The 23,524-nt window shown below is 60.6% G+C and carries 26 protein-coding genes; 8 read left to right on the top strand and 18 right to left on the bottom strand.

Features of this window, described 5'->3' with window-relative positions; translation table 11 throughout:
- The 8 genes from ACPYOJ_RS10450 to ACPYOJ_RS10485 all read left to right on the top strand — a co-directional run.
- Nucleotides 1-311: hypothetical protein (locus ACPYOJ_RS10450; RefSeq protein WP_481416185.1), on the top strand; the 311-nt coding region annotated here is incomplete at its 5' end.
- Nucleotides 312-586: 275 nt separating this feature from the next.
- The gene (locus ACPYOJ_RS10455) at nucleotides 587-874 is read left to right on the top strand and encodes an Arm DNA-binding domain-containing protein (RefSeq protein WP_481416186.1); all 288 of its coding nucleotides are present in this window, start codon (nucleotides 587-589) and stop codon (nucleotides 872-874) included.
- Nucleotides 875-974: 100 nt separating this feature from the next.
- A complete protein-coding gene (locus ACPYOJ_RS10460) occupies nucleotides 975-1,505 on the top strand; it encodes a carboxymuconolactone decarboxylase family protein (protein ID WP_481416187.1) in 531 nt (176 codons plus the stop codon).
- A gap of 28 nt (nucleotides 1,506-1,533) precedes the next feature.
- The gene (locus ACPYOJ_RS10465; protein WP_481416188.1) at nucleotides 1,534-3,120 is read left to right on the top strand and encodes an ABC transporter substrate-binding protein; all 1,587 of its coding nucleotides are present in this window, start codon (nucleotides 1,534-1,536) and stop codon (nucleotides 3,118-3,120) included.
- Nucleotides 3,121-4,203: an ABC transporter permease gene (locus tag ACPYOJ_RS10470; protein WP_481416189.1), complete on the top strand. Its 1,083-nt coding sequence runs from the start codon at nucleotides 3,121-3,123 to the stop codon at nucleotides 4,201-4,203.
- Nucleotides 4,200-5,057: an ABC transporter permease gene (locus ACPYOJ_RS10475; protein WP_481416190.1), complete on the top strand. Its 858-nt coding sequence runs from the start codon at nucleotides 4,200-4,202 to the stop codon at nucleotides 5,055-5,057. Before ACPYOJ_RS10470 ends, ACPYOJ_RS10475 begins: the two co-directional genes overlap by 4 nt.
- Nucleotides 5,050-5,874 carry an ATP-binding cassette domain-containing protein gene (locus ACPYOJ_RS10480; protein ID WP_481416191.1) on the top strand — a complete coding sequence of 275 codons (825 nt, stop codon included), beginning with the start codon at nucleotides 5,050-5,052 and terminating at the stop codon, nucleotides 5,872-5,874. The genes ACPYOJ_RS10475 and ACPYOJ_RS10480 overlap by 8 nt, the downstream gene beginning before the upstream one ends.
- Nucleotides 5,871-6,593 (top strand): ABC transporter ATP-binding protein, encoded by a 723-nt coding sequence (locus ACPYOJ_RS10485; RefSeq protein WP_481416192.1) that lies wholly within the window; start codon nucleotides 5,871-5,873, stop codon nucleotides 6,591-6,593. The genes ACPYOJ_RS10480 and ACPYOJ_RS10485 overlap by 4 nt, the downstream gene beginning before the upstream one ends.
- Here ACPYOJ_RS10485 and ACPYOJ_RS10490 read toward each other — a convergent pair.
- The 18 genes from ACPYOJ_RS10490 to ACPYOJ_RS10575 all read right to left on the bottom strand — a co-directional run bounded on the left by ACPYOJ_RS10490 (nucleotide 6,590) and on the right by ACPYOJ_RS10575 (nucleotide 23,474).
- On the bottom strand, nucleotides 6,590-6,757 hold the full coding sequence (locus ACPYOJ_RS10490; RefSeq protein ID WP_481416193.1) for a hypothetical protein: 168 nt from the start codon (nucleotides 6,755-6,757) through the stop codon (nucleotides 6,590-6,592). The genes ACPYOJ_RS10485 and ACPYOJ_RS10490 overlap by 4 nt on opposite strands.
- Nucleotides 6,758-6,892: 135 nt before the next feature.
- Nucleotides 6,893-7,192 carry a YciI family protein gene (locus tag ACPYOJ_RS10495; RefSeq protein ID WP_481416194.1) on the bottom strand — a complete coding sequence of 100 codons (300 nt, stop codon included), beginning with the start codon at nucleotides 7,190-7,192 and terminating at the stop codon, nucleotides 6,893-6,895.
- Between the two features lie 28 nt (nucleotides 7,193-7,220).
- Nucleotides 7,221-8,162 carry an ABC transporter permease gene (locus ACPYOJ_RS10500; RefSeq protein WP_481416195.1) on the bottom strand — a complete coding sequence of 314 codons (942 nt, stop codon included), beginning with the start codon at nucleotides 8,160-8,162 and terminating at the stop codon, nucleotides 7,221-7,223.
- 24 nt (nucleotides 8,163-8,186) lie between these two features.
- Complete coding sequence (locus tag ACPYOJ_RS10505; protein WP_481416196.1) at nucleotides 8,187-9,698, bottom strand: sugar ABC transporter ATP-binding protein; 1,512 nt, start codon at nucleotides 9,696-9,698, stop codon at nucleotides 8,187-8,189.
- Nucleotides 9,699-9,753: 55 nt separating this feature from the next.
- Nucleotides 9,754-11,037 carry a sugar ABC transporter substrate-binding protein gene (locus ACPYOJ_RS10510; RefSeq protein WP_481416197.1) on the bottom strand — a complete coding sequence of 428 codons (1,284 nt, stop codon included), beginning with the start codon at nucleotides 11,035-11,037 and terminating at the stop codon, nucleotides 9,754-9,756.
- 186 nt (nucleotides 11,038-11,223) lie between these two features.
- On the bottom strand, nucleotides 11,224-12,288 hold the full coding sequence (locus ACPYOJ_RS10515) for a maleylacetate reductase (protein WP_481416198.1): 1,065 nt from the start codon (nucleotides 12,286-12,288) through the stop codon (nucleotides 11,224-11,226).
- A 9-nt stretch (nucleotides 12,289-12,297) separates the two neighbouring features.
- Nucleotides 12,298-13,179 carry an intradiol ring-cleavage dioxygenase gene (locus ACPYOJ_RS10520; protein ID WP_481416199.1) on the bottom strand — a complete coding sequence of 294 codons (882 nt, stop codon included), beginning with the start codon at nucleotides 13,177-13,179 and terminating at the stop codon, nucleotides 12,298-12,300.
- A 15-nt stretch (nucleotides 13,180-13,194) separates the two neighbouring features.
- On the bottom strand, nucleotides 13,195-14,253 hold the full coding sequence (locus ACPYOJ_RS10525) for an SDR family oxidoreductase (protein WP_481416200.1): 1,059 nt from the start codon (nucleotides 14,251-14,253) through the stop codon (nucleotides 13,195-13,197).
- A 5-nt stretch (nucleotides 14,254-14,258) separates the two neighbouring features.
- Nucleotides 14,259-15,242 carry a zinc-dependent alcohol dehydrogenase gene (locus tag ACPYOJ_RS10530; protein WP_481416201.1) on the bottom strand — a complete coding sequence of 328 codons (984 nt, stop codon included), beginning with the start codon at nucleotides 15,240-15,242 and terminating at the stop codon, nucleotides 14,259-14,261.
- Between the two features lie 10 nt (nucleotides 15,243-15,252).
- Entirely contained in the window at nucleotides 15,253-16,266 is a 1,014-nt protein-coding gene (locus ACPYOJ_RS10535) for a Gfo/Idh/MocA family protein (RefSeq protein ID WP_481416202.1), read from the bottom strand.
- Nucleotides 16,263-16,547 carry a YciI family protein gene (locus tag ACPYOJ_RS10540; protein WP_481416203.1) on the bottom strand — a complete coding sequence of 95 codons (285 nt, stop codon included), beginning with the start codon at nucleotides 16,545-16,547 and terminating at the stop codon, nucleotides 16,263-16,265. Before ACPYOJ_RS10540 ends, ACPYOJ_RS10535 begins: the two co-directional genes overlap by 4 nt.
- A 19-nt stretch (nucleotides 16,548-16,566) precedes the next feature.
- Nucleotides 16,567-17,334 carry an SDR family NAD(P)-dependent oxidoreductase gene (locus ACPYOJ_RS10545; protein WP_481416204.1) on the bottom strand — a complete coding sequence of 256 codons (768 nt, stop codon included), beginning with the start codon at nucleotides 17,332-17,334 and terminating at the stop codon, nucleotides 16,567-16,569.
- A gap of 2 nt (nucleotides 17,335-17,336) precedes the next feature.
- Nucleotides 17,337-18,410, bottom strand: a complete 1,074-nt coding sequence (locus tag ACPYOJ_RS10550) for a zinc-binding dehydrogenase (RefSeq protein ID WP_481416205.1) — start codon at nucleotides 18,408-18,410, stop codon at nucleotides 17,337-17,339.
- A 17-nt stretch (nucleotides 18,411-18,427) separates the two neighbouring features.
- Nucleotides 18,428-19,195, bottom strand: a complete 768-nt coding sequence (locus ACPYOJ_RS10555) for an SDR family NAD(P)-dependent oxidoreductase (protein ID WP_481416206.1) — start codon at nucleotides 19,193-19,195, stop codon at nucleotides 18,428-18,430.
- Nucleotides 19,196-19,217: 22 nt separating this feature from the next.
- The gene (locus ACPYOJ_RS10560) at nucleotides 19,218-20,006 is read right to left on the bottom strand and encodes a glucose 1-dehydrogenase (RefSeq protein ID WP_481416207.1); all 789 of its coding nucleotides are present in this window, start codon (nucleotides 20,004-20,006) and stop codon (nucleotides 19,218-19,220) included.
- Nucleotides 20,007-20,028: 22 nt separating this feature from the next.
- Nucleotides 20,029-21,009 carry an ABC transporter permease gene (locus ACPYOJ_RS10565; protein WP_481416208.1) on the bottom strand — a complete coding sequence of 327 codons (981 nt, stop codon included), beginning with the start codon at nucleotides 21,007-21,009 and terminating at the stop codon, nucleotides 20,029-20,031.
- The gene (locus ACPYOJ_RS10570; protein ID WP_481416209.1) at nucleotides 21,009-21,974 is read right to left on the bottom strand and encodes an ABC transporter permease; all 966 of its coding nucleotides are present in this window, start codon (nucleotides 21,972-21,974) and stop codon (nucleotides 21,009-21,011) included. Before ACPYOJ_RS10570 ends, ACPYOJ_RS10565 begins: the two co-directional genes overlap by 1 nt.
- Before the next feature lie 9 nt (nucleotides 21,975-21,983).
- A complete protein-coding gene (locus ACPYOJ_RS10575; protein ID WP_481416210.1) occupies nucleotides 21,984-23,474 on the bottom strand; it encodes a sugar ABC transporter ATP-binding protein in 1,491 nt (496 codons plus the stop codon).
- Nucleotides 23,475-23,524: the final 50 nt, after the last annotated feature.

The raw sequence follows: 23,524 nt of genomic DNA on the forward strand, positions 1-23,524 counted from the left end.
GCGGAGCCGAGAAGAAGGCTCTTGATGTTCATTATGACCTCCAATTCAAAGTTTCGATCGGGTCTGGGATTTTTCGCTTGAGCAGCGTTCCCTGCCCCATCCCCATGTTTCAAGAAGTCGGACGATCAACCGCCCTCGCTTCCGAGGTTGAAAATACAAGACCCCGCCCGTCACGCAATCACCAACTTGCTCGTTTGTGCTGTTTGCATCCGCCTTCACAGACCCCTGTTGCTGAAAGGCCACAAAGTTGGCAGGCACCGGCCGCAATTCTTTATGCTTTATTAATAACCGTCGATTTTGCAGGGGCTTAGCGTAGCGACATAAGTATGACGAAGGCGGTTTTGTGCCGCATTGATACCAATTTCCGGCCGGATTCGGCTACTTTCATGAACTGCGGCAGTGTCAGGCAGTCCAGCATAACTGATGCCAGCACCCACCGGATTCGCGCGCGATGACCGATTCTCTTCGGCTGAGTCCACGCGCGGGGATAGATTCGGCTCACGCATGCGAGAACACGCCCGCGCCGATGCCGCGGCCAACGCCAAGTGGTTTTACTCGTTTCCCTCGGGTGCGCCGGCGGCGGCAAATGGTTCTGCGATTCGTTTCACCTGTGACGGGCAAACGTCGCGATATGGAGCTCGGGAGCTACCCGTCAATGTCTATCCGTGACGCACGCGCAAAGGCGCTCGAGGCTCGGACCCTGATCGAAGGCGGCGGCAATTCGCTTGAGGAGCGCTGGTCACCCCTGCAGAATACCGAGAACGCGGCTATTGATTTGCCGTCTGGGCTATGGCCAGGGCAATGCCAGTATCAAAGTTGCCGGACGGGGCGTCGCTACCTCATGTCAATGAAATCCCACCGAACTCCTGAGTGATGGAATATTTTTCGTCAGAAGCGCAGAAAGCTAGGTCAACAGAGTCTGCACAAATCAAAGGCTCGCTTCTAGCTTGGCAGCTTCTTGAAGAGCAGATGTCATGAGCCATATCCCTCAGATCGATTACGCGACCGCCCCCGATGAAATTCGAAAAGCACATGACGAGGAGGTGCGGCGTCGCGGGCGCATGACCAATATGAAGCGGACGCTGCTGCATTCGCCGGAAGCGCACCGCATCTATGCCGAATGGTTCACGCTCAGGGCGGAGCTCAATCCCGCCATCAGCGACCGCGAAATCTGGGTCTTCTCGCATGCGATCTCGAAGGCGCTGAATTCGAAGATTGCGGTCACCTTCTTCCGCCGCGCCCTGATCATCAACGGCTTCGACCCGGATGCGCTCGAGCTGACGGAGATCGAATCGCTGCTTAAACGTTTCGGGGAGGCGATCGTCGCCGATTCCAATAAGGTGCCGGGCGAGATCTGGGCCGCGCTCAAGAAACGTTACGACGCCAAGGTGCTCGTCGATCTCGTCGCCTTCGCCGGCATCATGATCGCCACGGCGGTCTTCAACAATGTCGTCCAGGTCGATTTCGATCCGGAACTTGAGGCCTTCGCTGAAGGCGCCAACTGATCTTTCATCACCCAAGGGGAGTTACTCGATGTCCATCATCACCACTCGCTCGCGACTGCTCGGCACGGTCTTCGGCGTCGCGCTCGCTTTCGGCGCAACGGTCGCCAATGCCGAGACGCCGGCGAATGTTCTCGTCGTCGCCCAGTCGATCGACGATGCCGTCAGCTTCGACCCGGCCGAAGGCTTCGAGCTGACGACCGTCCAGTCCTTCAACAATCTTTACCAGCGTCTCGTGCAGTCGAACCGCGAGGACGGTACCAAGATCGAGCCAGCGCTTGCCGCCTCCTGGGAAGCCGGCAGCGACGGCAAGAGCCTGACCTTCACGCTCGCCGACGCCAAGTTCGCCTCCGGCAACCCGGTGCGTCCGGAAGACGTGATCTTCTCGCTGACGCGGGCCGTGAAGCTCAATAAATCTCCGGCCTTCATCCTCAACGAGCTCGGCTGGAAAGCCGACAATGTCGATGCCGCCATTACCAAGGTCGACGACAAGCATCTGAAGCTGACCTGGACGGCCGATGTCGGTTCCGGCTTCGCCCTTTCGCTGCTAACGGCGCCGATCGCCTCGATCGTCGACGAGCAGACGGTTGCCGCGAACGCCAAGAACAACGATTTCGGCAATGAATGGCTGAAGACGAATTCAGCCGGCAGCGGCGCCTTTGCGATTGCTACCTACACGCCACATGAGGCCCTGGTACTGCAGGCGAACGCTAATTCCGACGACAAGCCCAAGCTCGAAAACGTCATCATCCGCAACGTGCCGGATGTCGGCGCTCGGCGCCTGCTCGTCGAACAGGGCGATGCCGACATCGCCCGCGGCCTTTCCGCCGACCAGATCGAAGCGCTGAAGGACAAGGGCGGCATCAAGGTGCTGTCCGTTCCGTCTGCCCGTACCGATTACATCCTCCTGAACAGCAAGGCGAATGCGACGCTCGGCAACCCGGCCTTCTGGGAAGCGGCACGCTACCTCGTCGATTACGATGGCATCGCCAAGAACCTGCTGCGTGGCCAGAGCACGGTGCATCAGGCCTTCCTGCCAGTTGGCTTCCCGGGCGCGCTGACGGATACGCCCTTCAAGCTGGATGTCGAGAAAGCGAAGAAAATTCTGGCGGATGCCGGCATCAAGACGCCGTTCAAGATCGAATTCATCGTCTTCAACGACCAGCCCTTCCTGTCGATCGCCCAGTCGCTGCAGTCGACCTTTGCCCAGGCCGGCATCACGCTCGACATCCAGCCAGGTGTTGCAAGCGACATCTATGCCCGCGGCCGCGCCGGCAAATACGAGATGACGCTGCGCTACTGGATCCCGGACTATTTCGACCCGCATTCCAATGCCAGCGCGTTTGCGATCAACAAGGATAACTCGGCCAATACCGTCGCCAGGCAGGCAGGCTGGGTGATCCCGGAACTGACCGACGAGACGCTTGCGGCCGTCAAGGAGCAGGATCCGGCCAAGCGCGTCGCCGCTTATCAGGACCTGCAGAAGAAGATCCAGGCAAGCTCGCCCTACATCTTTACGCTTCAGGGCAATGACCAGGTCGTGCTAAGCGACAAGGTGAAGAACTATGCCCAGGGTCTCAACGCAGACCAGGTGTATTACGACAAGGTGGAAAAGTAAGTGCCGCAAGCGGCAACAACGCCTGATGCCGACAGGACCGACTCCCGCCAGCGCAAAGGTTGGCGGGAGTTGTCTTTCGTCTGGCCACTTCTCACATGGCTGTGGTCCTTCGCGCTGACGCTCTTGGGGCTGGCGCTGGTGACCTTTGCGATGACGCGTCTTTCGCCGATCGATCCGGCGCTGCAGCTGGTCGGCGACCATGCCAGCCAGTCCACCTACGAGCAGTCGCGAGTGGAACTCGGTCTCGACCAGCCGCTGCCGGTGCAGTTCCTGCGTTATGTCGAGACGGCACTATCCGGCAATTTCGGTCAATCGATCTCGACGGGGCAGCCGGTGGCGAAGGACATCGCCCGCACCTTTCCGGCGACGATCGAGCTTGCGACGACGGCGATCATTTTCGGCGCCGTCATCGGCCTTGCGCTCGGCATCGCCGCAGCCATGCGGCAGGGGACGTGGGTGGACAGCCTCGCCCGGTTCGTTTCGCTCTTCGGCTATTCGGTGCCGATCTTCTGGCTCGGCCTTCTGATGCTGCTGTTGTTCTATGCGCGGCTCCACTGGGCTCCGGGGCCCGGCAGAGCGGATGTCGTTTTCCAATATACGGTCAAATCCGTCACCGGTTTTGCGCTGATCGATACCTGGCTCTCCGGCAAGGCCGGCGCCTTCCGCGATGCGCTGGCGCATCTGACGCTACCGGCGGTCGTGCTTGCCCTCTATGCGCTCGCCGCCATCTCGCGGCTGACGCGCGCCTCGATCTTGACGGAACTCGGGCAGGAATATGTGACGACGGCGCGTGCCAAGGGTGCCAGCCTCCACCGTATCGTCTTCGTCCACATCCTTCCGAACATTTCTGGCACGCTGCTCACAGTGATTGCGCTTTCCTATGCCAGCCTGCTGGAAGGCGCGGTACTGACCGAGACCGTTTTCGCCTGGCCGGGCATCGGCCGCTATCTCACCACAGCCATGTTTGCCGGGGATATGCCGGCAATTCTCGGCGCGACGCTCGTCGTCGGCGCCTCCTTCGTGCTGCTCAACGCGCTGACGGATCTGGGCGTGGCGCGGCTGGAAGCGGAGAAGAAGCAATGAGTGCGATCGTCCGGGCGCCACTCGGCGGGCCGTCCTTTCTCCGGCGCATGCTGCACTCGCCCTCCGCGGCGACGGGTAGCGTGGTCGTGGCCTTCATCCTCGCGCTCGCGCTGCTGGCGCCTGTTATAGCGCCCTACGATCCGAACCTGCAGGAGACGGCGAACCGGCTGATGCCGCCGAGCGCGACGCATTGGTTCGGCACTGACGGCTTCGGCCGCGATATCCTCTCGCGGCTGATCTATGGCGCTCGGCCGACGCTTCTGCTCGTGCTCGTCGTCGTGCTCCTGATGGCGCCGCTCGGCATCCTCGTCGGCATCCTTGCCGGCTTCTTCGGCGGCATCACGGAACGTGTGCTGATGCGGATCACCGATATCGTCATGTCCTTCCCGCGTCTGTTGCTCGCCTTCGCCTTCGTCGCCATCATGGGACCGGGGCTGATCAATGGAGCGTTGGCGCTGGCACTGACGAGCTGGCCAGCCTATGCCCGCCAGGCCCGCGTCGAGACGGCGGCGCTGAGGCGCAGCGATTATCTCGCGGCAGCGGAAATGGTGGGCATCGGCGGCGTCAGGCTGCTCTGGGGGCATATCCTGCCGCTGGTCCTGCCGTCTGCCATCATCCGCCTTGCGCTTGATCTTTCGGGCATCATCCTTGCCGCGGCCGGCCTCGGCTTCCTCGGCTTTGGCGTACGTCCGCCGACGGCAGAATGGGGCTCGATGGTGGCAGAGGGCACGCAGGTTATTTTCGATCAGTGGTGGGTGGCTGCAGTGCCGGGCTTTGCCATTTTCGTTACCTCCTTTGCCTTCAACCTGATGGCCGACGGGCTGCGTGACATCCTGGATCCGCGCCATGACTGAGCCGCTGCTTTCCGTCGAGGAGCTTTCGATCTCCTTTCCCTCCGGCGCCGGCCCGGTGCGCGTCGTCAACGGCATTTCTTTTTCCGTCGGTCGCGAGGTGGTGGCGCTGGTTGGCGAATCCGGCTCCGGTAAATCGATGACCGGGCGGGCGATCATGGGGCTTCTGCCGCGGAGCGCGGCGGTATCGGCCAAGCGCCTCGCCTTCGACGGGCAGGATTTGACGACGCTGTCGCCCTCCGGCTGGAACGCGATCCGCGGCAATGGCATCGGCCTCATCCTGCAGGACCCGAAATATTCGCTGAACCCAGCCCACAAGGTCGGGCGGCAGGTGGAAGAGGCGCTACTCCTGCATACGAGGCTTTCCTCTTCCGAGCGTCGCGAGCGAACGCTCGATATGCTCTCCCGTGTCGGGCTTACCGATCCGAAGCGGGTCTATGGCAGCTATCCAGCCGCGCTTTCCGGCGGTATGGGGCAGCGCGTCATGATCGCCGCGATGCTGATCAACCGACCGAAACTTCTGATCGCCGACGAGCCGACTTCAGCGCTCGACCGCAGCCTCCAGGACCAGATCCTGACGCTCTTGCGCTCGCTGACGGAGGAACTCGGCATGGGCCTGCTGCTCATCAGCCACGACCTGCAACAGGTGTCGCGTTATGCCGATCGAGTAATGGTGATGCGCCATGGCCATATCGAGGACCAGATGGCCTCCGCCGATCTTTCCCATGCCAAGTCAGCCTATACGAGAGCGCTCTGGGCGGCGCGGCCCTCGGCTGTCACCTATGGCACGCAATTGCCCGTCTATGGAGACGAGCCGTGAGCGCGCTGACAGTTAAGGACCTCTCCGTCACCTTCCAGGGCAGCGGCAAGGGTTTTACCGCCGTGCGCGGCGTCGGCTTCGAGGTCGAGTCCGGGCAGACCTTCGGCCTGATCGGCCCGTCCGGCTGTGGGAAGACGACCGTGCTTCGGGCGATCGCCGGGCTCAATACCAATTGGCAGGGGGAGATTTCCGTTTTCGGCCAGCCGCTGCGGTCGGGGCACAAGATCACCGGCGCGTTGCGGACCGAGATCCAGATGGTCTTCCAGGATCCTTATTCCTCGTTGCATCCACGCCATCGCATCGCCCGCATTTTGGGCGAGCCGCTTTCGATCCGCGGCGCGCACAATGTCGAGGACGAGGTCCGCGAAGCGCTCGCTCGGGTCGGGCTACCGTCGGCGGTCGCCGGGCGCTATCCGCATCAGCTTTCCGGTGGCCAGCGCCAGCGCGTGGCGATCGCCAGGGCACTGCTTTTGAAGCCGAAACTGCTTTTGCTCGACGAGCCGACTTCGGCGCTCGACGTTTCGGTGCAGGCGGGCATCCTAAATCTGCTCAACGAGCTGAAGACCTCGAACGGGATGACCTTCATTCTCGTCAGCCATGATCCCGGTGTCGTAGGTCATATGTGCGATCGGGCGGTGACGATGCAGGCTGGCCGCATCGAACGCGAGCTCGACCGCGCCGCGCTTGCGGCCGGTGGCTGGGAGATGCAGCCCTCCTAGGCAGAAACCATCGTCGCGAAAAACCCGAAATTATCGCTTGTCGGGTCTTTCAAATCTGGGCGAATGCCTCCGCGCAGGCACTTTTTATTTTTCTTCCGGGCTTTCATCAAACCACCGGCGAGGTAGCAAAGCCGGACGAGCGACGGATGTTTGACCATGGTCAACATGGTATCCGCTATAGGCCATCCCGGCTTCTGTAAGCCAGCCGCGAACGCATTTCCAAATCAAGCTTCCAAACGCCCTCATTTTGTTTCCTCCTCCAGAAAGCGATTGCGCTCTAATCGTAATCCCGCGTTAGGTCATCGCAGGCTCTGTTGAGCCGCCTCGGTGATTGTTGGTTGCCATTCATAAATACGAACGCTCTCATATACCCCGTGGACCACAAATGGGTCCGCGGAATTGAAATCTTGCATCTCGTCGATGGAGTTGACCTCGGCAACAACAACGCCTCCACTGGCTCCTCCGAATTCATCCAGAATAGGTCCTGATTGCACAATGCGAAGCCGGCCGGATCGCAAGTACCTTTTGTGATCCTCGATATAGCCCGTGCGAGCTTCAGCTTTTTCCGGATTCGACAGTGCGATACGAATGGCGAGCATTGCGTTAAGCTCCTTGGCTCAGGCTAGTTTACTTGACAATTTGATCCAGACGGCCGCGCTTGGTGGTGATCAAGACAGCCAGGATGACGACCGCGCCGCGAATACCGACCTGGAAGAAAGGATCGACTTGCAGGAGCGTCATGCCGTTTGCCAGGATGACGATGGTCAGCACACCAAAGACGGTCCGCAGCGGTCCGCCGACGCCGCCGGTGAGCAGCGTGCCGCCGAGGACGACCGCCGCAATCGTATCCAGAAGAAACGGATCACCCATGCCGGGAGAGGCCGAAAAGGTTCGGATTCCAAGCAAGTTTCCCGCGAGTCCCGAAATCGCACCGGCCACGACGAAGACGGCAACCTTCAGCCGTGTTGTCGAAATACCGGACATCCGGGTCGTGCGCTCGTTGTCGCCGATTGCATACATATATTGGCCAAAGCGCGTGTATCGGGCGACAAACGCACATATGAGCAGAACGGCGATCGCCCATAGGCCAATCTTGGGAAAAGATCCGAAGACGACGCCGCCGGCAAGGGCGCTCGATGTGGGCGTCGTCCATGGCAACGGCCGCCCGCCGGATATGATCAAGCCGAGGCTCTGGAAGATGAACAATGAACCAAGCGTGACAAGAAAGCTCGGGAGCTTCAGGATAGAATTGAGAAGGCCGTTAAACGCGCCGCATAGGCCGCCGACGATCAGGCCGACAAGAATGCCGCTCTCACCGATGACCGGCACTAGGGTAATCGAACAGATAGCGGACAACGTCATGACGGCGCCGACCGACAGATCAATCGAGCCGATGAGGATGACGAAAGTCACCCCCATGGATGCTACGAGCAACACCGAGGACTGGCGAATGATGTTCCAGAGGTTCGGCCAGGTCAGAAATGCGCTGTGCATGACCGAGAAGAACACGATCAGGAAAATTGCGGCGATGAAAGGCGTGAACCTTCCGAGGGCATTTATCTTCGACATTTCAATTCCTTGATTCCTGGCTGCTCAAAACATCATCGCAACGACGTCTTGCTCTTTCGGCTTGTTCTCGACAGGAGCGGGAATGGACGCCGATAGCGACCCGCTCGAAAGAAAGTAGAGGGTGTTCGAAAGCTCGATCAGTTCGACGAGGTCATCGGAAATCAGCAGGACGGCGCATCCGCCAGCCGTCACATCCCGGAGAAGACGATAAATTTCCTCCTTCGCGCCTGCATCGACGCCGCGCGTGGGGTTATCGACGATCAGTAGCCGGGGATTTCGCCCCAGCCATTTGGCCAGCACCACCTTCTGCTGATTGCCGCCGCTAAGCGTGCCGACGAGAGCCGCGTCGTTCGGCGCCTTGATCCGCAACTCATCTACCCGTTCCGATACGAAACTCGCAGCTTTGGGGAAGTCCAGAATGCCCCAGCGCGCGAAACGGTCGAGCGAGGGGAGGATGATGTTGCCCCGTATCGATCGGCCAAGCATCACGCCATCAAGATGACGGTGAAGCGGCACGTAGCCGACGCCGAGTTCGATGCGGTCCGATGCCGTAAGCGGGCTGACATCGCGGCCCAGGATTCTGACTCCGCCGCGGCTTGCCTCGACGCCCAATATCGCGCGTCCCAACTCGGTCTTGCCGGATTGGACCAGTCCGCCGATGCCGACGATTTCTCCTTCGCGGACCGAGAGCGTCACATTGCGGAAAAATTCGGTTGTGAAGTCTGTGAGTTCGAGCACGGAGGAGCCGAATTCGGAACGCTGCCGGTTGGTCGCATAAAAATCCGTCAGCCGTTCCCGTCCGACCATTAGGCTGTGGAGCTTCGCCTCCGTCGGTTCGGAGACATCAGCATCGACGACCTGACCGTCCTTGAGAACGACCACGTGATCGCAGAGGTGCAGCACCTCGTCGAGACGATGCGATATGAATACGACCGAAGCTCTGAACTTTTCTTTCAGCAGTCGGACGACTCCATAAAAGAGATCGAGTTCCGGACCGGAGAGTGAGGCGGTCGGCTCATCAAGGAGGGCGAGCGGCCGATCGATCTTCAGTATTTCCGATTGGGCAACGACACGCGCGATTTCGACAAGCTGCCGGGTGCCGAAATTGAGGTCTCCGGTGACGGCCTTCGCATCAAGTGCGATGCCGAGCTCGTTCAAAATTCTTTGGGCGCGCGCTTGCATTTCGGCGAATTGCATAATCCCCCAACGGGAGAAATGGTGTTCGAGACCGAGAAAGAGATTCTGAAAGATCGGGTAGACGAGAATGAGCGCCTGTTCCTGGTGGACGCGGAATATGCCCGCATGGGTCGCCTCGCGCGGCTGATCGAATTCGACGACCTCGCCATGGAGAACGAGCTGACCTTCGTCGGGCGTCTGGAGACCACAGAGAATATCGAGAAGCGTACTTTTACCAGCGCCGTTCTCGCCAACGAGCCCTAGGGTTTCGCCATGGTCGATACAAAAGGACACGTCCCGCAACGCGGTCACGCCAGGATAGCGTTTCGTGATGGAACGTAGTTCGAGATGCTGCTTCATTGATGCCGGTCCGATCTGCAGGATTCAGGGAGCGCCGTTGCGGCGCTCCCAAGAATCAGAATCCGAGGACGGTTTTCTTGGCGCGTGTCTGGCCGGCGACGTCGCTCAGGGGACCGGGGACGAAGTGGTCACGGTACATCTTGTTGAGCTTGTCGGCATTGCCGGCCTTGAGGGAGGCCTCGACGCTTTCCGGCAACGCCCACCCGCCGGGTTTGAGCGACTGCATGGAACCGACTTTCCCCCAGAAGTTCGATGGGTCGATGACCTCCATGCCCCATTGGATCTTCCAATTATCGCCATTCAGATGGCGCGACATCGACTTGAAGTCGAAGTTAATCTTGCCGCTCTGGTCCATGGCGCTGAGATATTTTTCGGCGACCTCGGGAGAATCGAGGAAAACGGAATCGAAATACCGCATCTTCTCGAGCGGATCGTAAGTAATGCCTTCCAGCGCATCATAGAGGGTGACGACCGAGTAGCCGGTCATGAAAGGCGCATTGATCGAGACCGTGCCCAGCGCGCTCTTGTCTTCTTTCATGCGGTTCAGCATTTCGCGCGTGGCATCATTTCCGGCGGTGAAAATGGAGCCGCTCAGTCCTCGTTCACGCAAGACGTCGAGGACGGCTATGGCCGTGTCGTCGTTATAGGAAATAATGGCGCTTACATCGGGATTGGCCGTCAGAAGATTTTCGACGATTGGGCGGGCTGCCACACGGTTTTCGCCGCCCGGCTGCTCGCCGACAAGCTCGATATCTGGATTGTTCTCGAGCGCCAGCTTGACGCCGGCGGCGCGCGAATCTGCGGAGAAGTTGCCCGGCAATCCGGCGACGTAGAGCACCTTGCCCTTGTTACCGATCTTGTCGAAGAGGGCCTGTGCCATGGCGGCGATGCCGCGAATGTTATCCGGCTGGCTATAGAGCATATAGGAACCTGCATACGCAGGGTCGTCGGCATCGAGCCAGGCAGCTGTCGAATGGGCGTTGGCGAGCTTGACGCCGACCTGACTTGCAGTGGCCGCCAAGGCTTTGATAACTTCGGCGTTTTGCGCAAAAGTAACGACGGCATTCACGCCGAGCGAAGGGGCCTGCTCGATCTGTGCGATCTGCTTGTCGACTGAATCTTCGAATGTCTGTGCGATATATTTAAGGCCAAGCTGTTCGGTCGCCAGCCTGCAACCCGCATCCCAACCTTGCCAGTATTCATTTGCCAGCGTCGGGAACGTATTGAGTATAGTTATTGTCTCATCGGATGCTCTCGCCGTCTTCCTCAAGACAAAGGGGGACGCGATCGATGATGCCGCAATCGCGGCCGTATATTTAAGCACAGTTCTACGGTTCACGCCGCGAGCTTCGTGGCCATGCATTAGTAATCCTCCCATGTATGCGCGTGCCGGACTTTACCGGAAGCCTCAGTTTAGGGGCTTATTCTCGAATAAAAACCTTGTAATTATCCATTCTGGATGTCGTCGCTCCGCCCCTTCTGCCGCGCAATCGAGGGTACGCACTCCGTTGCATCCCGGCCAACGTCACACTGACGCCGGCGGTTCTCCTCGATAAGCGAGCTCAAGCAATTCGCTCAGCGCGTTCTTTTCGAGAGCACGCGGATTCCAGTAGGCATTCGACATCGCCTGTTCGACTGCGTCGCCGACACTGTTTGCGGGCATGCCAAGATCTTTCAACGACATGACAGCCCCCAATCGCTTCGCAAGGTCATAAAGCGCCGCGGCTGGCTCGCCTCCTCCGAGCGCCCTGCCGATACGTGCCATGGCGGCCGGAGCGGCCTTGCTGTTGTAAGCCACCGCGTGGGGCAGAACCGCGGTATGCATCGGCGCATGCGGCAGGTTGAACATGCCGCCCAGCGTGTGGCAGAGCTTGTGATGCAGCGCCATTCCCACCGATCCGAGGCAGACGCCGCAAAGCCAGGCTCCATAGAGGGCATCGGCGCGCGCGGCCGTGTCCTGTGGGTTTGCCTGGATGAGCGGCAAAGCACGGGCGATCGCTGCAATCCCCTCCTCCGCCATCATCGAAATGATGGGATTTGTTTCCCTAGCGTAAAGCGCCTCGACGGCATGGGCGATCGCATTGATACCGCTTGTCACCGAAAGCGGAACGGGCAGGCTCAGCGTCAGATCGACATCATAAACGATGACTTCGGGCAGGATGCGCGGATCGGACTTGGTGACCTTTCGGCCACCCTCTGTTTCTCCGAGGATGGGAGTGGCCTCCGATCCGGCATAGGTCGTCGGCACGACAATCTGCGGCAGATCCGTGCGATAGGCGATCGCCTTGCCGAGACCCGTCGTCGATCCGCCGCCGATCGACACAACCGCGTCGGCGCCAAGCCGCTCGACGGTCCGCATGGCATCCGACGTCACGTCCACCGGCGTGTGCATCTGCGCTTTGGAATAAATGCCGGCAACGCGCGAGCCTAGGTGCCGCGCAATGTCTTCCGCCTGCTTCGCCTGCTCCGGCGTGGAGAGAACCAGGACGGATTTAGCGCCCAGCCTGTCGGCTTCTTCCCCAAGCCGGGAGACCGTGCCGCTGCCAAAAATGACGCGACCGGAGTTTGCGTTGTAGATGAAATTTTCCAACTGCCCCTCCTATTGCGCCTGTTCTGGCCGCGCGAGGATGAAATCGAAATCCGAGCGCCAGAGCGTGTTGCCGTGCTCGACACGCTCAAAGGGTGCGACAAGCGTCTTTTTCACTCCGAAGACCGTGTCCGATTCCAGATAGGGGTCTCCGCCGACGAACGTGTGGGTCACGAGCTTCTGAAAGCCGTCTGCACGAACCATGTAGTGCATGTGCGCCGGTCGATACGGATGCCGCCCAAGGGCGGCGAGCATTTTTCCTACCGGCCCATCGTCGGGGATCGGATAAGAAACCGGCTTGATGCCGACGAAGCTATAGCGTCCGTCCGCACCCGTGACGAAAACGCCGCGATTATTCCATTTCGGCTGGATGTCAGGCTGCTGAACGTCGTAGTAGCCTTCCGCATTGTCCGACCAGACGTCGATGCGGGCGCCGGCAACAGGATTGCCGTCGTGATCGAGCACACTGCCTGTGAACAGACAGCTTTCCCCTTTGCCGTCCAGGCAGATCTGATCGCCCATCTGACGCACGGGAGCGCCTTCGACATGGAAAGGGCCGAAGACCGTATTTTCCGTCGCACCCTCCGGCCTTCGATTGTTGATGGCATCGACCAGCATGGAAAGGCCGAGCGTGTCGGACAGGAGGATGAATTCCTGTCGCTCCTGCGTGCAGATCTGGCCCGTCCGGGTCAGGAAATCGATGCCGAATTCCCACTCCTCCTGCGTGAGTTCGATCTCCCGCGCAAAATTATGGAGATGTTTCACCAGGCAAGCCATCACGGCGGCAAGGCGTGGATTGACCTCCTTTCCCATCCGGGCATTGACCGTCTCGACGGAATTCTCTTCCGTGAAATAGCCGGTAGGCGCCATTGTTCCCAAGGTCTCCGCGCTCATCCGATACTCCTTGCTTTAGGGAATGATGCGATCTGCCCGAAGGCGATCGAAGGCGTCGGTGAAGGATTGGGTCGTGTCCTGATACTCCAGAAAGCCCAGTTTCCGGCTACGCCCCATATCGTTGAATGTCTCGACTTGCCGCCCGAGATCGGCATCCGAATGCCAGAACGACGCGACACGGGAGAGAGCGTTGGGTTGAAGATCATATTTCTTCACTATCCCATCCCAGATCGGCGCCGCATCCGCCATCTGGTTTTCAAGCGGGTTCGGCTCTCCCGAATAGACCGCGGCCTCGATGCCGAAATAGCTCGCAAGCCGTGGCCAGAGCCATTTCCATCGGAAGACCTCGCCGTTGACGACGTTGAATGCCAAGTTCGCGGCAGCCTTCGTTGTCGACGCCCATTTGAGATGCCTGGCAAGCAGCCGCGTATCGGTGACGTCGGTGGCGGCCTGCCATTGCTGCGGAGAACCCGGAAAGACGAACGGCCTGCCGGTCTCCTTGCAGATCGATGCATAGACGCCGAGCGTGGCGGCCATGTTCATCGCATTTCCGACAGCGTAGCCGATCAGGGTATGCGGACGGTGGATGGACCAGGTAAAACCATCGCGCGCCGCTGCTGCAAAAACTTCGTCTTCCTGGACGTAGTAGAAGTTTTCGCCAGGCAGGCGCTCCTGCTCCTCGCGAAACGGCGTTTCCGGCTGCGTCTTGGCATAGGATTCGAAGGGACCGAGATAGTGTTTGGTGCCGGTCGTCAGAGCGACATGCTCCACGCCACGTCCTTTCAGTGCATCGAGCACATTGCGGACGATGGCTCCGTTTACCTCGCAGTTCTTTGCCTCCGTTTCCTGCCGGGACCAGGCCGTGATGAAGACGTGGCTGGGCTTCGTATTCTCCAGCGCGGCCTGCACCGAGCCTGCGTCGACGAGATCGCATCGAAGCGTCTTGACGCCGGAGACCGGGCTTTCGGAGCGCGACAGTCCCGAAACGGTCCATCCGCCCTGCGACAGCAGGTGTTCTGCGAGGTTGCTGCCGGTGATCCCGGTAACACCGACGATCAATGCGTGCTTGCTCATGAATTTTAACCGTTCAACAGAGTGATTTTGATGCTTTTCGTCGGGTCCTGCCCGAAGGCGAAGGCCTCGACCGCTTCCGTCAGAGCAAAGTCATGCGTCTGGATCGGCGACAAATCGATGCCGGTTCTTTCCAGGAAGCGGATGGCGGCAGGCCAGACGCCTGGCGATCCGATGCATCCGCGCACGGTCAGATTCTTCATCTGGATCTGCCCGAGAACCGCGGGCACCTTGCGGCCGATGTTAATGCCGACCATCGACATGCGACCGTCTTCGCGAGCGTAGTCGAAGGCGGCGGCCAGCGACGCGTCATGCCCGGATGCTTCGATCACGAGATCGGCGCCGTTTCCGCCCGTGAGGTCGAGGATTTTTTCGGCCGCGCCACCATCCGTCGGATCGATGGCGACATCGGCTCCGAGCTTTTTCGCGACCTCGCGACGCGACGCGAGCGGGTCGACGACGATTACGCGGGCGCCCATGCCGATTGCCGCGGCGGCCGAGACCAGTCCGATCGTACCCCCGCCGGACACCACGACGGTTTCGCTGGCATTCGTGCCGCCCGAACGCAGGACTGCGTAAAAGCCGCAGGTAAAGGGTTCGATCAACGCCGCCTTTTTGTCATCGACCGCATCGGGAAGCTTGTGAAGCCACTCGGGATTGACGGCGAAAAACTCGCGATCAGCACCGCTCAGCGAAAAGCCGAAATGATGCAGGCGCTCGGGCGTGCGCACGACGCATTCGCCGACTACGCGGTCCCCTTTACGGAATCCCGTCACGTTGCGCCCGACTTCGACGATCTCGCCGCTCCATTCATGGCCGGGCGTCACGGGATAGGAGATCGGGATGATGTAGCGCCCCGCCAGCAATTCGTAGTCGGAGTGGCAGATGCCGACTGCCCGCGTGCGTACCAGCACCTCGTTCGGGGAGATTTCCGGCATGGCCGTCTCCACGATGACCGGTTTTTCCGGCGCTTCGAAAACCAGAGCCTTCATGTCGTCCTCCTCAAACCTGTTCCAGGGCGCCGGTGCGGGCCGACCGAACGATCGCCTCCAGCAATGCGATATTGTTGATCATGTCCTCGCCGGTGATCGGATAGTCCTTTTGGCCGCGCACGGCCCGTGCAAAGGCTCGCAGGTTGTCGCGGACCGGCTCGGCAGGTGCGACTTCCCGCACCGTGATCGGTTTGTCCTTCCACCCTTCCGTCACCACCCAGCCATCGGGCGCTTCGACATGCGCCTTGTCGCGCACCTCGATCCATCCGAGCGTGCCGTAGACGGCAAAGCGGGAGACGAAGGGGGTGGCGAGCGTGGCGGAGACATAGGCCGACCCGCCGTTTCCGAAGCGGATGTGAGCACTCATCGTGTCACCTTGGGGTATTTGCGAGGCAAGGTTTTCGCAAATCACCCGAACATCCTTTGCCGGTCCCATCAGCTTGACGGCAAGGTCCGTCAAATGAATTCCGGTCGCCGTCATGCCGCCTGCCGGTGCCTGGTCAGCCTTCAACCGCCAATTCGACGGATCGAGGCCAAGGAACTTGTCATGGCTGAAATTCGCTTCGATCTGCAACAAACGACCGAGCCTTCCTTCACCGGCCGCCGCCAGGATTTCGGCGATCGGCGGCTCGAAGCGGCGTTCATGACCCATGCCGAGGACGACGCCCGCCCTCCTGCATAGCGCAACCGAGGCCTCGGCGCCGGCGCGCGTCAGATCCAGCGGCTTTTCACAGAAGACATGCTTTCCGGCCGCGACTACCTGGGCGATCTGTTGCTGGTGGAGCGAATGCGGCGTGGCGAGCACCACCGCCTCGATGTTCGGATCGGCGAGCGCTTCGGCAAGATCGGTGGAGAACTGCAGGCCGGTCTCTTTCGCAAAGGCCTCCGTCTCCGGATTCGGGTCGATGCCGCGAACGAAATGCATCTCCGCCCCGCCGCTATTGACGAGGCTTGCCATCTTCTTGCCCCACCAGCCGAGACCTACGAGGGCGGCGATGACTGGCCTTTCCTCAATCATCGTCATCGATTGTCCACCCGCTTGCTGAAGGGGTGGATATTGACGGTCTTCCAGACACCCGCCTTCGTGAAGGGATCGGCCTTGTTGAACGCGACGACTTCTTCCTTGCTGTCAGCCTCGAGAAGGAAGAGAGAGCCGATCATGGTCTCGTTGTCATCGGCCAGAAGCGGCCCGGAGATGACGGTCTTGGTCGAGGCGCTGGCGAGATAGGCCTTGTGGGCGTCGTAGTTGGCGAGGCGCTTTTCGACGCCGCCTTCGTGGTCGAGGCAATGAACGATATAGTGCATGGGAATTCCTTTCGAAAAATCAGGCGATCGAATAGCCGCCGTCAACCATCAGCAGATGCCCGGTGATGCCGCTCGCCGCGTCGGACAGAAGGAAGGCGGCAGCGGAAGCGATCTCCTCCGGCTTGATCAGACGGCCGACCGGAGTGTCGTCCATCCATTGCTTCATGACCGCAGGCTGAGTCCGGCCGACTTCGGCCAGCATGACGGTATCGGTGTAGCCAGGCCCGACAGCGTTGACGCGCACGCCCGATTTTGCCCACTCGGCGGCAAGGACGCGGCACATGTGGGCAACACCTGCTTTGGACACGTCGTAGCCGACATGCAGTTCCGGCCGCACCGCCTTCACACCGGCGATGGAAGCCGTCATGACGATAGCCCCCTTCCCGGCTTCGATCATCGATCGGCCGAAAGCCTGGACGGTCCAGAAGACGCCGTCGAGATTCACCGACATCACAGTGCGCCAATCCGCCTCGCTGTGATCCAGGGCAGGCCGTTCATACGACATGCCGGCATTGGCGAAGATCCCGTCCAACGGCCCGAAACCCTCACGGACGCTCGCCGCGGCCGCCTCGACAGAATTCTTGTCGGCGACGTTGAAGACGACGCTCTCCGCCTTGCCTCCCGCAGCGCGGATCTCGTCGCGAGTCTTTTCGACCGAGGCGTCACGATCGGCTGCTATCACCGTCGCGCCCAGCGAGGCCAGATAACGGCAGGCGGCGCTGCCGATTCCGCCGGCCGCGCCGGTGACCAGGATCTTGCGCCCACTAATATCCATCGGGTTCTTCATGATCAGGCCTTCATGTTGACGAGGATCTTCATGTGCGACGCCTTGGGATCGAGCAGTGCTTCGAAGCCCTTTTCAACGACGTCTTCCGGCGCGATTTCCGCCGTCACGATCTTTTCGACCGGGAAGATGCCGGCGCCAATCATCGCAGCGATGCGTGGCCAGATCTGTACCGGATAGCACCAGGTCGCTTCGACAGTGATATCCTTGAGAGCCCATAGCATTGCGTCGATCGCTGCAGGCTTCACATGAAGACCGACCTGAACGACAGTCCCCTGGCGGCGGACGGCCTTTGCGCAGAGGTTAAGGGAGGCTTCCGCGCCGACGCATTCCAGCGCGACGTCGACACCGACACCCTCCTCCGTCTCGTCGCGGAAAAGCTTCTCGGTATCCGTTTCGCGGGGATCGAAAACGATCGCTTCGGGAACGAGCTTTCGCGCCAGTGCGCGCCGGTTGGGATTGAGTTCGGACACAAAGATCTTCGTGGCCCCGGCCGCCTTGGCTGCCAGCAGGACCAGCGCTCCGATCGGACCAACGCCGGAGACCAGAACGCTGCTGCCGCTCGTGACACCGCCGCGGTCGACGCCATAGAGTGCCACCGCCGCCGGCTCGATCATTGCTGCCTGAATATCGGAAACGGTATCCGGTACCGGGAAGACGTTGTAACCGTTGACGACGGCGCGTTCGCCCATGCCGCCCCAGTCCCAAGACAGACCGACGCAGGCCATCTTTTCGCTGAGATGGAAGAGGCCGCGGCGGCCATAATAGTCGTCACGAGGCGAAATCAGCGGCTGGATAGAAACACGCGAACCCGGCTGGACATGCGTGACATTCTTGCCGACCTCGAGCACACGGGCGGAAAATTCGTGGCCGAGGATCTGCGGCAGCGTCGCGCCCGAGTAGACGTGCGGCGTGGCCGGAGTGACGATCGGGCCAGCGATATATTCGTGCAGGTCGGTTCCGCAGATGCCGCAGACGAGAGGTTCGATCAGGACCATGTCGTCCCCGAGTGGTCCGCTCGGCGCGGGCACGTCCTCAACGCGGATGTCTTTCTTCGAGTAGTATCGTACAGCTTTCATTGCCATGCCTTTCTGAGTTATTGCGCGGTGTAGCCGCCGTCGCAGACCAAGCTGCTGCCTGTCACGAAACGGGCTTCGTCAGAAGCCAGAAAGAGGACGCAGTTGGCGACATCGACGGGCTCACCAAGCGTCAGCGGATGCTTTGCCTTCATCATTTCGAGATAATGATCGAGGCCGCCGGGATAGGTTTCGCCGGCCTTCATGAACAGCGGCGTCTTCGTCGAGCCGGGATGGACGGCATTCACGCGGATGCCGTGCGGCGCATAGCAGACCGCATCGGTCTTCGTCATGGCAAGAACCGCGCCCTTGGTCGCGTGATAGGGAGGAAGGTCGTCATTGCCGATCAAGCCGTAGATCGACGAAAAGTTGACGATCGATCCCGCCCTCGCCGCCATCATCGGCTTGACCGCGTGCTTGGTGCAGAGAAAGACGCCGCGCACATTGATCGCGAAGATGCGATCCCACTCGTCGACCGTCACCTCATGGGCGAGCTTGTTGACGCCGGTAACGGCAGCGTTGTTGACGAGAATGTCGAGCTTGCCCCATGCGCCGACGACCTCGGCTATCGCCGGTGCGACGTCATTCTCGTTGGAGACGTCCACCCTGTGGAAGACGGCCTCGCCGCCCTTGTCCTTGATAGCTTGCGCGACCCGCGTGCCCTGTTCGGCGCTGACATCGAAGATCGCGACCTTGGCGCCCTCCTCAGCGAAGCGGTAGCAAGTCGCTTCGCCGATGCCCGTGCTTCCGCCGGTGATGATGGCGACTTTGTTGGCCAAGCGTACCATGTCTTCCTCCCTGATGCCTGTTTTAGATCAGAACCATGCCGCCATCGACCATGACGGTCTGGCCGGTGATGTAGTCCGAGGCGTCGGACGCCAGGAAGGTCGTCACGCCGGCAATGTCCTTTGGAACGGACACACGGCCGAGCAGAATCGATTGCGAGAACTCGTTGATCGCCTGATCCGGCTTGGAGGTCAGGCCATGCTCCATGAACTCCCGGTCGAGCTGCTGCCAGAGTTCCGTCGCAACGACGCCCGGGCCGAAGCAGTTGACGGTGATCTTGTGTTCGGCAAGCGCACGGGCGGCAGCCTGCGTGATCGCCACGACTGCGAATTTTGAAGCACAATAATGCGCAAACAAGGGATAGCCCTGCTTGCCGGCGATCGATGACGTGTTGATGATCTTGCCGCCGTGACCTTGTTTGATCATCTGCTTGGCTGCTTCCTGCGTTCCGATCAGGACGCCGAGACCATTGATCTTCATGATCCGATTGAAGTCTGCTTCGGTGACCTCCAGAAACGGGCATGTCTGGCTGATACCGGCATTGTTGAACATGACGTCGAGCCGCCCGAAATGGGACACTGTTTCGCCGATCAGCGCTTGAACGCTGTCGCGGTTGGAAACATCGACGGTGAGCGCAATCGCGCTTCCACCGTCCGAGGCGATTTTCGATGCGGTCTGCTGCGCCGCATCGGCGTTCAGATCGGCGATAACGACCTTGGCGCCCTTTGCAGCCAGGTCGGCGGCGATACCGGCTCCGATGCCACGGCCGGAGCCGGTCACGATGACGACCTTGTTGTTGACTGATCCGCTCATTGGACCTCCCTTTCTCTTTTGATTACCGAACCGCTCGAACGTAGAGGCTGGCGGCCACGATGATGACGATGCCCTTGACGATAATTTGCAGCTGGACGGGCATGCCGACCATGACCACCGCGTTTGAAAGGACGACCAGGATCGCCGCGCCGGCGAGCGCCCCGGGAATCGTCCCTCTTCCTCCCGAGAGGGCGACGCCGCCCATGACAGCTGCGACGATCGAGTCGAGCTCGAAGCCGCGTCCGACGAAATTGTCGACGACTCCGACGAAGCCGGACAGCAGGAGTCCCGCAACCGCCGCTAGGACACCGCAGATGATGTAGCAGAGGATGATCACACGGTCGGCCGAGATGCCGACGAGACGCGCCGTGATCGGATTTCCGCCGGTGATGTAGACGCGCCGGCCAAATGCGGCGCGATGGAGCAGGATTGCGAAGAAGATCGCCAGCACCGCCATGACCAAGAGATTGTAAGGCACGCCGGACAGGGTTTCGGAGCCGAGCGATCTATAAAGCGGTGGCACATTGCCCGAGGGGGCTCCCTGGGTTGCCGCAAAGCGAAGTCCCTGAAGAACGATCATCGTTGCGAGCGTCGCCAGGAACGGCGAAACATTGCGTTTCGTCACCAGGATGCCGTTGGTAATGCCGGTCGCACCACCCATGGCCACGCAGGCGAGCAGGATGAGTAGTGCATCGCTGTTCTGGCCGTTGAAGCTGGTCGCGATGACCGCCGCGGTCGCCATGACGGAGGCGACCGAAAGATCCAGTCCGCGGACAAGGATGACGAAGGTCTGGCCGATCACGACGATGGCGAGCGGCGCTAGCTGCATCAACATGTTCGAGACGTTGGCAGGGCTCAGAAAGGCCGGGCTTACTGCTGTCGTCAGAAGAATGGCCGCAAGCAGAAACAGGTAGATTCCGTACTTCCTGCCGATATCACCTGCGCGAATTCCGACGGGGGACCTCGACGTACTGATCGCCTCGTTAACTTTAGCGATGGCCATTAGGCTATCCTCCTCTTTTCCACGTAGACGGAAACGGCGGCAATGATGACCAATCCCTGCGCGACGAGCTGGATGTGCGTCGACACGCCGAGGAAGTTCAAAAGATTGTTGAGCAGCGACACGAGATAGACGCCGAGCAGCGTGCCCATCACGCCGCCGCGGCCGCCCGCCAGCATCGTGCCGCCGACGACGACAGGAGTGATCGACGCGAGCGTGTAGTTGGCCCCTGTGTAAGGCTGGCCAACGCCGAATCTGCTGACCAGATAAACACCGGTCAGTGCGGCAAACAGGCCCGACAGCATATAGACCAACAGGATCACGCGCGTCTTTGGCAGCCCCATCAACGTCGCCGCATGGGGGTCGTCGCCAACCGCATAGATGTAGCGACCTAGCCTGGTTTTCACGAGAAGGAACGCGGCCAGAAGGGACAGGACGACGGCGAAGGTAGCGCCGATCGAGAGTCCGCCCGGCAGGCGGCCGTAGGCGAAATAATCGAAACCCTTCGGAACTTTGCCGATGGGACCGAGCCCATACAGCAGGGCGACGCCCTGGATGATCGCACCTGTGCCGAGCGTGACGATCAGCGGGTGCACGCCAGTCACGATGATGACGCCTCCATTCACAGCACCGATGAGGATACCGAGAAGGAGAACGGCTGCGATCACCGGCACGACCATGCTCTGGTCGCCATTGATCAATCCGGAGGTGAGCATCGAGGCGAGGCTGATGACCGAACCGACGGAAAGGTCGATGCCGCCGGTCAGAACGGCAAGCGTCTGCCCGAGGCTGACAAGCGCGAGACCTGTCGACTGCTCGTAGACGTTGAAAATGTTTCTCGTCGTGCCGAAGCGGTCAGAGACCAGGACACCGGTTGCGAAGAGGATGACCAACAGCGCGATGACGACGGCAATAGCCGCGCGCGAACTGTTGAAGATGGATCCAAGTTTGATGGAAGAGCTGTTCATTGTCCCACCTCACGCTGCAAGTTGATGGGTCGCGAGGGCGATTACCGCTTCTTCGCTGATCGCATCCGCGTCGAGCGAACCGACGATCTCGCCTTCCCGCATGACGAAGACGCTATCGGACAAGCCGACGATTTCCGGCAGCTCCGAGGAGATCATCAGGATCGCGATGCCGCGGTCGGCAAGTTCCTGGATGATGCGGTAGATTTCCGTTTTTGCACCGACGTCGACGCCGCGTGTCGGCTCGTCGAGAATGAGGACGCGCGTGCTGGTGCGCGCCCAGCGGGCCAGAATGACCTTCTGCTGGTTGCCGCCCGACATCAGCGACACCGCTGTCGACGGACCACGGCAGGCTATGCGGTAGTTGCTGATCTCACGCTTTGCGATTTCGTCTTCCTGGCGGCGGTCGACAAGGCCAAGCCGGGTCACGCTTGGCAGGGTCGAAGCCGTGACATTGGCTGCGATGTCGAGTTGCATCGCGAGCCCCTGGCCTTTGCGATCTTCGGTCACGAGGCCGATACCCGCAGCGATCGCACGCGAGGGACTGATTCTGGAGATATCCTTGCCGTCCAAAATGACCTCGCCATCCGACTTCTCCAGCGCGCCGAATATGGCGAATGCGAGTTCCGATCGGCCCGCACCCACCATACCCGCAAGCCCGGTGATTTCGCCGGCACGCAACGTGATGGATGCGTTACGCACCCGGCCGGGAACCGAGACATTCTTCACATCGAGGACCACGGGGCGATCCGCCGGCAATTGGCGGCGCGGCGGAAAGAGCTCCACGAGCGAGCGGCCGACCATCATGGAAATAAGCTCGTCGCGATTGACATTCGCAATATCGCGCGTCCCGACGTATCGGCCGTCCTTCAGCACCGTCACGCGATTGCAAAGTGCAAAGATCTCCTCCAGGCGGTGGGAGATGTAGATGATTGCGACACCGGCGTCGCGCAGCGAACGGAGACGAGCAAAGAGCACTTCGACTTCATGCCCGGAGATGACGGCGGTCGGTTCGTCGAGGATCAGCAGCTTGACATCGTGGACGAGCGCCTTGGCAATCTCGACCATCTGCTGGTCTGCGACCGACAGGTCCTTCACCAGCGCCTTCGGGTCGAGGTCCAGGCCGAAGCGGGCGAGAAGGTCCTTGGCGTCGGCGGCCGCCTTGCGGTGGTCGATCAGGCCCAGGCGATTCCGGCGCTCGTGGCCGATGAAGATATTCTCAGCGACGCTCAGATGCGGGAAGAGCACGAACTCCTGATAAATCACGTGTATTCCGGCCTGTTTGGCCTCTCGGGGCTTGGCCCATTTGACCGCCTTGCCGTCGAAGGTGATGGTGCCCGTGTCCGGCTGGTGGACCCCGGCGATGACGCGCGTCAGCGTCGATTTTCCGGCGCCGTTTTCGCCTACGAGCGCGTGAATTTCACCGGCGCGAACATCGAGCCCCATGTCTGTGAGCGCATTGACGCCGGGAAAGGATTTGCAGATTCCCGTCAGTGACAACATATCTCTTCCTCGCAATTGTGAAGCCGGCGGGGCACCTGTCGCCCCGCCGT

It is taken from the genome of Rhizobium sp. SVR5-9E, assembly GCF_056755095.1.

Bases quoted from the DNA above. Each gene is read 5' to 3' on its own strand.
- ACPYOJ_RS10550 (WP_481416205.1), bottom strand. From the start codon at position 18,410: ATGAAAGCTGTACGATACTACTCGAAGAAAGACATCCGCGTTGAGGAC.
- ACPYOJ_RS10480 (WP_481416191.1), top strand. From the start codon at position 5,050: ATGACTGAGCCGCTGCTTTCCGTCGAGGAGCTTTCGATCTCCTTTCCC.
- ACPYOJ_RS10475 (WP_481416190.1), top strand. From the start codon at position 4,200: ATGAGTGCGATCGTCCGGGCGCCACTCGGCGGGCCGTCCTTTCTCCGG.
- ACPYOJ_RS10530 (WP_481416201.1), bottom strand. From the start codon at position 15,242: ATGAAGGCTCTGGTTTTCGAAGCGCCGGAAAAACCGGTCATCGTGGAG.
- ACPYOJ_RS10525 (WP_481416200.1), bottom strand. From the start codon at position 14,253: ATGAGCAAGCACGCATTGATCGTCGGTGTTACCGGGATCACCGGCAGC.
- ACPYOJ_RS10565 (WP_481416208.1), bottom strand. From the start codon at position 21,009: ATGGCCATCGCTAAAGTTAACGAGGCGATCAGTACGTCGAGGTCCCCC.
- ACPYOJ_RS10460 (WP_481416187.1), top strand. From the start codon at position 975: ATGAGCCATATCCCTCAGATCGATTACGCGACCGCCCCCGATGAAATT.
- ACPYOJ_RS10495 (WP_481416194.1), bottom strand. From the start codon at position 7,192: ATGCTCGCCATTCGTATCGCACTGTCGAATCCGGAAAAAGCTGAAGCT.
- ACPYOJ_RS10570 (WP_481416209.1), bottom strand. From the start codon at position 21,974: ATGAACAGCTCTTCCATCAAACTTGGATCCATCTTCAACAGTTCGCGC.
- ACPYOJ_RS10540 (WP_481416203.1), bottom strand. From the start codon at position 16,547: ATGCACTATATCGTTCATTGCCTCGACCACGAAGGCGGCGTCGAAAAG.
- ACPYOJ_RS10505 (WP_481416196.1), bottom strand. From the start codon at position 9,698: ATGAAGCAGCATCTCGAACTACGTTCCATCACGAAACGCTATCCTGGC.
- ACPYOJ_RS10575 (WP_481416210.1), bottom strand. From the start codon at position 23,474: ATGTTGTCACTGACGGGAATCTGCAAATCCTTTCCCGGCGTCAATGCG.
- ACPYOJ_RS10455 (WP_481416186.1), top strand. From the start codon at position 587: ATGGTTCTGCGATTCGTTTCACCTGTGACGGGCAAACGTCGCGATATG.
- ACPYOJ_RS10560 (WP_481416207.1), bottom strand. From the start codon at position 20,006: ATGAGCGGATCAGTCAACAACAAGGTCGTCATCGTGACCGGCTCCGGC.
- ACPYOJ_RS10555 (WP_481416206.1), bottom strand. From the start codon at position 19,195: ATGGTACGCTTGGCCAACAAAGTCGCCATCATCACCGGCGGAAGCACG.
- ACPYOJ_RS10465 (WP_481416188.1), top strand. From the start codon at position 1,534: ATGTCCATCATCACCACTCGCTCGCGACTGCTCGGCACGGTCTTCGGC.
- ACPYOJ_RS10545 (WP_481416204.1), bottom strand. From the start codon at position 17,334: ATGAAGAACCCGATGGATATTAGTGGGCGCAAGATCCTGGTCACCGGC.
- ACPYOJ_RS10500 (WP_481416195.1), bottom strand. From the start codon at position 8,162: ATGTCGAAGATAAATGCCCTCGGAAGGTTCACGCCTTTCATCGCCGCA.
- ACPYOJ_RS10535 (WP_481416202.1), bottom strand. From the start codon at position 16,266: ATGACGATGATTGAGGAAAGGCCAGTCATCGCCGCCCTCGTAGGTCTC.
- ACPYOJ_RS10520 (WP_481416199.1), bottom strand. From the start codon at position 13,179: ATGAGCGCGGAGACCTTGGGAACAATGGCGCCTACCGGCTATTTCACG.